Genomic DNA, 11,046 nt, shown 5'->3' with positions numbered 1-11,046 from the left:
TTTTCCTGTAACAAGTCGCTCATCGGTACTTTTCATAGAATTTTTGACACTACCTCATTGTTACTGTATGTTTCGTTGGTAAAGAAAGAGATTCTTCTGTTGTAATCGTATGTTTAACAAGTTTTACTTCCGTTTGTAAATCAAACAAGTCTTCTTCAAGCATGTCCAATAGTTGATTTTCCGCTTTCGCCAGTGCAAGATCAAGCGCTTGCTCTGCTTCACTGATCGCTTGGCGAATATCATCGTTTTTCACCGGCTGTTTCATTAAATAAATATATTTATCAATAATTGTAACAATTGAATCTAACGTCGTGTTAAAAAACGGTTGCGCGACAGCTAAACGATCCGATTGTTTCTCAACAATTTCGATCATTTTTTGACAGATGGAGTATAAACGAGAAAGCTTAGAAAACATCGAAATCGAACGAATTCGCCATAAACTTTGTCCGATTTTCCGTACCTTTTTTTTCGCATCTTTCAACCGTTCGTCTTTCGAACGATAAGATATGTGTTTCCTCTCTTTTTTCTTTATATAGATTGAGTACATCACTCCTATACTTACTCCGATCAAAAATGAAATAGGAAACGGCAAGCGAAACGCAAATAACGAAATAAGGGCGCTAAATAAACCAACGTTCCATGATACAAACCACCGCCATATCGTCCGAATGAACCGTTTCATCGTTGTCCTCCCATCGTCTATGATCCTTTATTTTACTATGATTTTTTATGAAATGGAAATGATGATTATATTACGTATCGACAGAACGAAGTGTTTCAATTGTCCATAAAAAAAGACGCAACATGTCGTTGCATCTACTCATTCGAATCGAAATGAACGATACGAATTCGCTCTCCTCCAAAAAGCAACAATTGCTTCGTTTGTTCACGTTCATCTGTAACTAATTTTAGCTCATATAACCCCGGAATATATGATCCTACTTTCGTTAATGATACATTTGTCTCTCCGACATCCGTATCGTTAATAAAAATGCGAGCCCCTTTTTCATTTGTTTGCACATATACGTGATACAATGCCGGCTCAAATTTGTACACTCCTTGCGACAATTTCATGAGAAAAACTGGAGGAGTTGACGTTAATCCTTTTATGTAAACTCGATCGTCTTGCTGTTGCTTCAATTCTTTTCTAATTTGCTCATAACCTTCAGGATGTTTACGCAAATAGGCAAACAACGGTAAAAGAGTGTCATCACTTTCCAACGGAATATCGATGAATTGTCGCAACGTATGTACATCTTCTTGGCGTAGCGCTGTCATAAATTGCTCAATTACTTTTTGTTCGCTTCTCTCTTGTTTGGCCATTCCCCATACACCGACAGCACACACGCTTACAACGAGCAACAACATGGAGGCAATACATGTCCGCTTTCGTTTTCGTCGCTTGCTCCGTGTCATCGCCCCGTCTTGTAATCCCCCTTGTTCACTCACACGTATTTCCCCTCTTTTTCTCATCATATTTACATCATCATATGTATGACGAGAAAAGGGAAAATATGAGAAAAAGAAGGGACTTTACATCATATATGTACATCAGTAGTCACGTGATGTCAACGACAACGTGACCACTTCTCTATACATCGATTGTTTCAATTACCCACTAACAAGATGACTTTCTTTCCATCATTTGAAACATGACAGCATACAACCATGCACTACATATAGCAAGTAACATTAAAACAAAAAATGTCCAATGATACGCAAACGGCAACGTTAAAACGAGCGGAGCAATCATACGACCAAGCGTAAAACGCAAGCTCGCCGCTGCGAAATATTGTCCTCGCATATGATCAGGGGCTAATCTAGCGACAAATGTTTGTTGTAAACCAACCGTCATAAGTTCCGCAAGTGTAAATATACCGATTAAAATGACCATGATCCAAAGCGATGTCGTTTGACCGAAAAAGAAAATAGCGAATCCATACAAAAGAGAGGACCATACAAATACCGACTTTTCTTTGTAGTTTCCCATCCATTTCGTTACCGCCACCGTAAATAAAGCAACAAGCAATCCATTTTCAGCAATAAGTACACTAAATGCTTTTTCTCCGCTCAACGAAAGTGACCAATGACCGGTAGAAATTAACGTTTGCTCTGAAACAACGTCTTTCACATACACAGGGATTAAAATATCAAGTTGCATAAACGTTTGAGCAACGAGGACACCAGCAACGATAAACAAAAGAAACGTGCGGTCTTTCGCAATAAGACGATAATTTTTTAATTGCTCAACAAAAAAGGTGTACCATGTTCCTGTCGTTTTCGCCCACAACGGTGCCGTTTCCTCTAAGTAAATGAACAAAACGGTAGCGACAATTGCACAAAATATTCCGGCAACGAGCAGTAAGTAAAAAAAATGTTGTGGATAAAAGATTCCTCCAAGTAGCGGACCAATAACGACCATCACATTATTCATCGTGTAAAATACAGCAAATACACTACTTTGATCCTTTTCTGCCACGACATCAGCAACCATCGCTTGACTAGCAGGCCAATAAAGTGAACCGCATACACCTACGAGGGCAAAACAAATAAAACTCATCACAGGTGATGAGAATAGTGGAGAATTGACTAATGCAAATAAGAAAAAAGCAACTGCCTGCCCACACGCAGCGAGCACCATCATTTTTTTTCTTCCAAAGCGATCAGCAAAATATCCTCCAAGCAAATTCGCAACAACAGAAAAAAATTGTGAAATAACGAGCAATATCCCAGCCTTTTCCCTACCGAACATATTAGAAAAATAAATAGCGATAAAAGGAAATATCATCCAAAAAGTAACCCCAACGAACGATTCCCCGACTAAACGAATGCGTAAATTTCGATCCCAATCGCGTATTCGCATCATATCCCCCCTTAAAAACAACTATTTTTTCATTATACCATTTTCGTACAAAAATTTCTCTTGTAAAAAAATATTGACAAAAATACAGAAAAGTAAGAAAATAAAATCAAAAGGAAGTGAACACAATGAAAATAGTGAAAAATATTATCGTCTCATATGCGACAGTTGTGACAATTATAACGTTACTTCCTGCTTTTTTAATCACAAATGATGTAAGCGTTGTTGATGCATTTCTTTCTGCCATAAAAGATTAAATCTCCTGCCTAGGCAGGAGATTTTTTTAGCCATTTCCTCAATATCCCATGTTTCGGTGCGATCCATAAAGAGATAAAAAAGAGGACACCTGTTGATACAGCAATGGCTCCTGAAATAGAAACATTGAATATAGCAGCCATCATATAACCGACCATTGATGCTAAAACCCCGATCATCGCACTGCATACAAGCATGATGCTCAGTCGGTCTGTCCATAAATATGCTGTCGCGCTCGGTACAATAAGCATCGCCACTACTAAGATCGCTCCAACACTATCAAACGACGCAACAGTCGTTAATGATAGCATCCCCATCAGCACGTAGTGAATAAGCGATACTGGAATTCCAAGCGTCACGGCCATTTCTTTATCAAATGAACTTATTTTTAGTTCTTTATAAGCAAAGGCGATGACAAATATGTTCGTAACTAGTACAAACCCAAGCAACCAAACGGCTTTCGGTCCAAAACTTTTTCCACCTACTTCAAGTACATCCCATGGCACGAACGCAATCTCACCCATTAACGCATGCTCAACGTCTAAATGGACGCGATCTGCAAATAACGAAATGAGAACAACACCGATAGCAAACAAACATGTGAACACGACACCGATGGCTGCGTCACTTTGTACCCCTTTTTGATGCAACAATTGAACAAGAAATGTCGTCAGCAACCCAACGAGCAACGCGCCTACGAGCATAGACACACCTTGCAGATGATGGCTGAACATATAAGCGCCAACAATACCTAGCAACACGCTATGGCTTATTGCATCTGACAACATTGACATTTTTCGCAATACGAGAAATGTCCCGACTAACCCGCAATTAATCCCGACAAGAGAAGCAGTAAGTAAAATCCAAATCGTATAGCTCATAATTGCTCCCCTCGCTTATACACAAGCTGTTTTGATCGCACTTTTCGTCTTTGAATATATTGGCGAATCATTTTGCTCAACACCCCACGTTTAGGAGCAAATAAAAACGAGCAAACAAACAACATCGTTGCAAAAATAATGACAAGCGGACCGGTTGGAACGTAGGCAACCAAACTCACATATGCTCCAACAACCCCTGATAAAGCTCCGAATCCTCCAGCTAACAACGTCATCCATTCTAGTTTTTCTGTCCAATATCTTGCAGCTAACGCCGGCGTAATAAGTAAGGCAGACATTAACACGACACCAACCGCCTGTAAACCAACGACAACAACAGAGACGATTAAAAACATAAGTACACCGTTCAATAATGATACCGGTACACCGATTCCTTGCGCAAACGCTCGATCAAATGTAATGATCTTAAATTCTTTAAAAAAAACAGAAGTGATGATAATCATTGTTATCGTTGTCACAGCAAGCACGTTCACGTCACTTCCAGTCAATGACGCTGCCTTTCCAAACAAAAAGTCGTTAATTCCACTTTGATTTCCACCTTCATGTTGATTGATCCATGTCAATAACACGATTCCTAAACCGAAAAATACAGACAACACAATACCAATTGCTGCATCTTCTTTAATGCGCGTATGTTTAACAATAAACTGAATACATGCTGTGGCAACATATCCTGAGCAAGCGGCACCGATGAAAAAGAAAAGGAGCGATTTTTGTCCATATAGAAGAAAAGCGATACAAATCCCCGGAAGTGCAGCATGTGCCATCGCATCCCCTATTAAACTTTGTTTTTTGAGCAGTGCAAACGTACCAATCATTCCACTCGCTAATCCGAGCAGTGCCATGCTTGTAAATACCCATTGAACATTGATGTCCATATTATTCACCCCACGATATGTGTGGCAGAGAAAAAAGTCACTTTTCCACCATACGTTTTTTGAATATGATCATACGTAAATACACTTTCCGTCTCATCAAATGCAATTACACGTTTATTTAGCAATAAAACGTAATCAAAATAATCCCGTACCGTTTGCAAATCATGATGAACGACTAATACCGTTTTCCCACGTGTTTTCAATTCATTCAACAGCTGGACAATCGCTTTTTCTGTTGCCGCATCAACCCCAACGAACGGTTCATCCATAAAATAGATCGATGCATCTTGCGCTAGTGCACGTGCTAAAAATACACGTTGTTGTTGTCCGCCAGATAATTGGCTAATTTGTCGCTTTGCATAGGATAACATGCCAACTTTATCTAAACATTCCATAGCAATGTCAATATCTTTTTTGCGTGGTCTTTTCCATAACCCGATATGACCGTATCGTCCCATTAATACAACATCAAGGGCATTTGTAGGAAAATCCCAATCAACAGAATTTCGTTGTGGCACGTATCCAACAAGATGACGTTGCTTTTCATACGGTTTACCGTAAATCAAAACATTCCCACTCATACGTGGAATAAAATTCAACATTGCTTTCATTAACGTTGATTTTCCTGCTCCATTTGGGCCAATCATTCCAACCAACTTTCCTTCTGGAATAGAAAAGGATACGTTCTCTAATACGAGCTGACGATCATAAGCGACTGTCATCTGTTCTACAATTAGCGGATTCATGTTCATTCTCCCTTCAATGCCCGTGCAATTGTTTTGACGTTATGGCGATACATTCCAATAAATGTCCCCTCTTCCGTTCCCTTTTTTCCGAGCGCATCCGAAAATAGTTCTCCTCCGATCGAAACATGATGACCGCGCTGTTTTGCTCCCTCGACAACTGCTTCAATCGCTTTCTTTGATACGCTACTTTCTACAAATACCGCTTGAATATTACGTTCAACAATAAAGTGAACAAGCTCTTGTATATCTTTTAATCCATATTCTGCATCTGTGCTCAATCCTTGTAACCCTAGCACTTCAATATCATACGCACGACCAAAATAATGAAAAGCATCGTGTGCCGTAATTAAAACACGCTGTTTTTTTGGAATGGCGCTCATCTCTTTTTTTGTTTCTTCTTTTAGTTGCATAAGTTGAGATTCATATGCTTCGGCCCGTTCGTTATATTGTTGTTTATGTTTTGGATCTAACTCACCCAATTCGTCCCTTACTGTTCTCACGGCATAACTCCATAAATCAAGATCAAACCATATGTGCGGATCATGTGCCCCACCTACATCAATCAACTTTTCTTTAGGAATTCCTTTACTGACTGCGACAACTTTTTTCGTTTTTGACATGTTAGAGAAAATTTTTTCAAGTTTTCCTTCTAAATGAAGCCCGTTATAAAAAATGATGTCTGCTTGGCTCAATTTTTGAATATCTCCTTGCGTCGCCTTATACAAATGAGGATCCACCCCAGGTCCCATCAACGCTTCTACACGAACATGCTCTCCTCCAACATGTTCAACAAGATCAGCAATTTGCCCTGTTGTCGTTACAACATAGATGACATCTTTTTCACTCTCTTTCGCTTCACATCCAACCAGCAATAACAAAGCGATCCATAAAATAGCCCACTTTTTCATATTTTTCCTCCTCACATGTTGTATAAAGGTATAAAAGTTTCCTTAATACAAAATTTAGTACAAAAAATTTGTTTGCTCGCCCATCATATGCGTGAACAAAAAATGTTGTGATATGTGGTACAAGCAAACAATAATGATTTGAACTAAAAAAGTTTCTTTAAGCCAACTTTAGTTTTATCTTATTCTTTTCTTTCCACGCTGTCAATATTTTAATTTTCAAAAAAAGAAGTTTTCATCCATCTCATGCTATAATAGCGATTGTTCGATACAAAAAAACAATTGTCTTTTAGAGGTGAACAACATGACGAAAACAGAATTGAAACAAAGCATCGGTTTTATTACAGCGACAGCCATCGTCATTGGTACTGTGATAGGATCTGGAATCTTTATGAAACCCGCTGTCGTCATTGGAGCAACTGGAAATTCAACATTTGCGCTTCTCGCTTGGGTTATCGGGGGAATCATTACGTTAGCTAGTGGGTTAACGATTGCAGAAGTGAGCGCAAAAATTCCTGAAACAGGTGGATTGTACGTATATATTGAAAAAGTTTACGGGAAGTTTTGGGGCTTTTTATGCGGATGGGTACAAACCATCATTTATGGGCCTGCCGTTATCGGTGCGCTAGGCTTGTACTTTGGGGCATTATTTGTAGGAGTTTTCGGTTTGCCGAAAGAAAGTGAGCTTTGGATCGGAATCATCGCTGTTTTATTTTTGTCCATTATAAATATGCTCGGCTCACAGTTTGGCGGAATCGTTCAAAGTGTTTTAACAGCGGCAAAATTATTACCTATTTTTCTGATCATTGTCTTCGGAGTGGTCAAGGGCAATGTACCCATCTTCAGCATGGACAGCGGAAGTAGTCAAACGATTAGTATGGGGGCAGCCGTTTTAGCAACGTTATGGGCATATGACGGCTGGATGAACGTTGGATTTGTTGCTGGGGAAATGAAAAACCCTGCGAAAACATTACCGAAAGCGATTATTACTGGCATTCTTATCGTGATGTTTGCCTATGTAGCTGTCAATATCGCATTGCTTCACGTACTTCGTGCCGATGAAATTGTAGCACTCGGACCAAACGCAGCAAGTGAAGCAGCGACAATGTTATTCGGGGCATTCGGCGGAAAATTAATTGCCATCGGTATTTTAATCTCCATCTTTGGTTGCTTAAACGGAAAAGTTTTGACCTTCCCGCGCATGCCATTTGCGATGGCGACGGACGGGCTGTTCCCGTTTTCCCGTTACTTCGCCCATCTTCACCCAAAATGGCGCACACCTGTATTTGCAACACTTATGCAAGTGACGATTGCCATCGTGATGATGCTACTTGGCAACGCCGATCGTTTAACAGACATTGCCATTTTCAGCGTATTTTTATTTTACGGTTTTGCCTTTTTTGCTGTATTTTTATTACGAAAATCAGCCGAAACGAACGAACAGCTATATCGAGTACCTTTTTATCCAATTACGCCAATTGTTTCTCTTATCGGAACAGCGTATATTATTATGAGCACGGTACTTCATGCGCCGCTAGACACGTTTTTATCAGTCATTGTTACCTTATCTGGTATTCCAGTGTATTACGCCATAACAAAAAAGCGACATGGGTAACCCTTGTCGCTTTTTCAATAATCCCTTCCTTTCCCTGAGTCCGTCACGTCAAGCAACGTCTCTGGATAAGGCTGAAAGTACCGCTGCTTGAGTAAATAATCATTTTGATAACGAATGGCCCACGAACGAATAACCGCTGTCACACTACTTAACGGTAGCTTACCAGCACGATATTTGTCTAGCAACTCATGGACATAGCGTTTCTCATCCCCGCTTAACTCGTGCTTAAAATAACCAATCATATGTTGACAAACATTAATATTCGAATTGCGGCGTGAGCGACGTGCAAACAGTTCATATAGCGTTTGTTCATACTGTAAAAACACTTCTTCTATCGGTAAACGGTTACGATTAGCAACAATGTTGCCAAGTTGTTTTAACTTTTGTTGATGATAAGCCATAAACAAATATTTATGCTCAGCATGAAACTCAACAAGGCGGTCGTGCGAGTTTGTCTCTTTTATTTCGCGAAACAAAGCAAAAGTAAATAGCTTCGTCAAAAAATGCTCTCGTATGACAAAATTCGTTAACCGTCCTTCTTCTTCTACCGCTTTATGTGCAAACATTTGCACTACATGTGCCGCAAACAAACCGCTTCCCTTCCCTGCTGCAGGCCCCTTTTGTTCTTTACTATATATTTTGACGTCTTTCACTCCACACGATGGCGACCGACCTTTTAAAATAAAACCATCTACATATGGCAATTGTTTTAAAAATGAAGCGGAAAACTCATTCATCCGCTCGGTCATATCCGTTCCAGTTGATGGTTGAACGAGTCGGACACTTTCCCCATCTTTGACGAGTCGAATGGTTTCACGCGGTGTACCAAGACCGATACGCATCTCTGGACAAACAGGGATAAACTGAACAAATGGTGTTAATTTATGTACTACTTCATCATTTATTTGATCCCCGTTATACCGACAAGGAGAAAAGCCGAGACATTCACTAACAACGACAATCGGCTTTGCGTAGTACCACATTTGTTATTCCCCTTTTCTCGTTTTTGTTTATCATATCGCACAAACAAAAAAAATACACGCATCGATGTGTTAAGAAAAACAAAAAATTTCGAATTTGAACGTTTATACAAAAAAATGATTGATTATATAATCGTTTTGGTTTATTATGCTCTATGTTACCTATTTTGCAATAAATAAATTGTTATTGATTCATATTTTCGTATTTATATAATTTCATGTTTTTATATTTATACACCAAGGACATTTATTTATATTTCTGAATCGTTTTGTTATATTGACTATTTTTATTTTTATATTACGATAGTAGTAATGTTATGTATCCGTTTTCAAAACATAAAATGAAAGGTGGTTAAACAGATGAGTAAGCATACTCCATCGTACACATTCGCTGACACTATGAAGTTTCTCATTCCGTCACTCATTGGTGTATTTCTATTTATGTTACCTTTTCCGTACAAAGGAGAAATGACAATCCCTGTAGCGATATTAGCAAAATGGGTTGAAGGACAGTTTCATTCAATCATTCCAACAATTTCAGAGTTGTTTATGTTTGCCGCTACAATTGGTACGATCGTTACAAAAATAGCTCAACCTTCTTTTATTATGGATAGCGCTTTTCTTCGTCGTCTATTTGATGTAAACGGTTTGTTTGGCGTCGCTCGCGTTGTTGGATCCGTTTTAGGGGCAATGACATTATGGAAAATTGGTCCAGAATGGGTTTGGTCTGAAAATACAGGTGCCTTGTTATTATATAGTTTAATTCCGATTTTATTTTCTGTCTTTTTATTCGCCGGCTTATTTTTGCCGTTACTTTTAGATTTTGGTTTACTTGAACTGTGCGGTGCACTTTTAACAAAAATTATGCGACCTGTATTTAAGTTACCTGGTCGCTCATCGATTGACTGTATCGCCTCTTGGCTCGGCGACGGGACGATTGGTGTATTATTGACAAATAAGCAATATGAGGATGGCTTTTATACAAAACGTGAAGCGGCTGTCATCGGAACAACATTTTCCGTCGTATCCATTACATTTAGTATTGTTGTCATTACGTATATGAAGCTTGAACATATGTTCGGGGCATACTACTTTACAATTGTTGTTGCTGGTCTTATAGCAGCGATCATTATGCCTCGCATTCCGCCATTATCTAAAAAACCGGATACGTATTATCGCGAACATCATGTACCTGTTGATGAAACAATCCCTGCTGGGTATACACCTTTTCAATGGGGATTAAAACAAGCTACTGAAGTTGCCCAACGCAACAGTCACATGGGAAAATTATTAAAAAACGGTGTACAAACTGTCATTGATATGTGGCTAGGTGTATTACCTGTCGTGATGGCTATCGGAACTGTTGCATTAATTATTGCGGAAACAACTCCGGTATTTGAATGGCTCGGTAAGCCATTTGTACCTATTTTAACTCTTCTCCAAGTACCAGAAGCCGCGGCAGCTGCTCAAACGATGGTTGTCGGCTTCGCAGATATGTTTTTACCAGCTATTATCGGGAGCGGGATTGAAAGTGAGTTTACGCGCTTTGTCATCGCTTGCGTTTCCGTTACACAGCTCATTTATATGTCTGAAGTTGGTGGATTACTGCTTGCATCAAAATTACCAATTACATTTAAAGATTTAGTGGTAATCTTCCTTCTCCGTACACTTATTACGTTGCCAATTATCGTTTTCATGGCACACTTGATCTTTTAACGAAAAACGGGCGAACGTCTCGCCCGTTTTTCATTTCCCTTCTATCTGTCCAACCATATTACACGTTCCATTCATAAATATGGATAGAGGTGAAATATATGTTTAAACAGCATATCGGAAAAACAATCGGTTTATTCATTACTGTAGATGAGCATTTTTCATTACATTAATTTCCATCCCCAAAAGACAAAC

The 11,046-nt window shown here is 39.2% G+C and carries 11 protein-coding genes; 3 read left to right on the top strand and 8 right to left on the bottom strand.

Annotated elements, in window-relative coordinates; all coding sequences use genetic code 11:
- Positions 1–49: 49 nt before the first annotated feature.
- The 3 genes from V7Z64_RS08530 to V7Z64_RS08520 form a co-directional block, all read right to left on the bottom strand.
- Positions 50–682 carry a 5-bromo-4-chloroindolyl phosphate hydrolysis family protein gene (locus V7Z64_RS08530; RefSeq protein WP_297987308.1) on the bottom strand — a complete coding sequence of 211 codons (633 nt, stop codon included), beginning with the start codon at positions 680–682 and terminating at the stop codon, positions 50–52.
- A 134-nt stretch (positions 683–816) separates the two neighbouring features.
- A complete protein-coding gene (locus tag V7Z64_RS08525) occupies positions 817–1,449 on the bottom strand; it encodes a PEGA domain-containing protein (RefSeq protein WP_297987305.1) in 633 nt (210 codons plus the stop codon).
- Between the two features lie 169 nt (positions 1,450–1,618).
- The gene (locus tag V7Z64_RS08520; RefSeq protein ID WP_297987303.1) at positions 1,619–2,863 is read right to left on the bottom strand and encodes an MDR family MFS transporter; all 1,245 of its coding nucleotides are present in this window, start codon (positions 2,861–2,863) and stop codon (positions 1,619–1,621) included.
- A gap of 125 nt (positions 2,864–2,988) precedes the next feature.
- Between V7Z64_RS08520 and V7Z64_RS08515 the strand changes: the two genes are divergently transcribed.
- Positions 2,989–3,117 carry a hypothetical protein gene (locus V7Z64_RS08515; protein ID WP_003395906.1) on the top strand — a complete coding sequence of 43 codons (129 nt, stop codon included), beginning with the start codon at positions 2,989–2,991 and terminating at the stop codon, positions 3,115–3,117.
- A 9-nt stretch (positions 3,118–3,126) separates the two neighbouring features.
- Here the strand turns inward: V7Z64_RS08515 and V7Z64_RS08510 are convergent, their stop codons facing one another.
- The 4 genes from V7Z64_RS08510 to V7Z64_RS08495 are packed head-to-tail and all read right to left on the bottom strand — an operon-like array spanning position 3,127 to position 6,546.
- Entirely contained in the window at positions 3,127–3,996 is an 870-nt protein-coding gene (locus V7Z64_RS08510; RefSeq protein ID WP_297987299.1) for a metal ABC transporter permease, read from the bottom strand.
- Positions 3,993–4,892: a metal ABC transporter permease gene (locus tag V7Z64_RS08505; RefSeq protein WP_003395902.1), complete on the bottom strand. Its 900-nt coding sequence runs from the start codon at positions 4,890–4,892 to the stop codon at positions 3,993–3,995. The genes V7Z64_RS08510 and V7Z64_RS08505 overlap by 4 nt, the downstream gene beginning before the upstream one ends.
- 5 nt (positions 4,893–4,897) lie before the next feature.
- Complete coding sequence (locus tag V7Z64_RS08500) at positions 4,898–5,638, bottom strand: metal ABC transporter ATP-binding protein (RefSeq protein ID WP_297987294.1); 741 nt, start codon at positions 5,636–5,638, stop codon at positions 4,898–4,900.
- Positions 5,639–5,640: 2 nt separating this feature from the next.
- Positions 5,641–6,546: a metal ABC transporter solute-binding protein, Zn/Mn family gene (locus tag V7Z64_RS08495; RefSeq protein WP_297987292.1), complete on the bottom strand. Its 906-nt coding sequence runs from the start codon at positions 6,544–6,546 to the stop codon at positions 5,641–5,643.
- A gap of 301 nt (positions 6,547–6,847) precedes the next feature.
- Between V7Z64_RS08495 and V7Z64_RS08490 the strand changes: the two genes are divergently transcribed.
- The gene (locus V7Z64_RS08490; protein WP_297987290.1) at positions 6,848–8,158 is read left to right on the top strand and encodes an APC family permease; all 1,311 of its coding nucleotides are present in this window, start codon (positions 6,848–6,850) and stop codon (positions 8,156–8,158) included.
- A gap of 14 nt (positions 8,159–8,172) precedes the next feature.
- Here V7Z64_RS08490 and V7Z64_RS08485 read toward each other — a convergent pair whose 3' ends face one another.
- Positions 8,173–9,141 (bottom strand): YbgA family protein, encoded by a 969-nt coding sequence (locus V7Z64_RS08485; RefSeq protein ID WP_297987288.1) that lies wholly within the window; start codon positions 9,139–9,141, stop codon positions 8,173–8,175.
- Positions 9,142–9,498: 357 nt separating this feature from the next.
- On the opposite strand from V7Z64_RS08485, the gene V7Z64_RS08480 reads away from it, so the two are divergent.
- Positions 9,499–10,854 (top strand): YjiH family protein, encoded by a 1,356-nt coding sequence (locus V7Z64_RS08480; protein WP_297987286.1) that lies wholly within the window; start codon positions 9,499–9,501, stop codon positions 10,852–10,854.
- Positions 10,855–11,046 lie beyond the last annotated feature (192 nt).

The sequence above is a fragment of the Anoxybacillus sp. genome (genome assembly GCF_036834105.1).
GTDB lineage: Bacteria > Bacillota > Bacilli > Bacillales > Anoxybacillaceae > Anoxybacillus.
The sequence above is the reverse complement of the archived record's forward strand: the minus strand, read 5'-3'. Positions and strand labels throughout refer to the sequence as shown.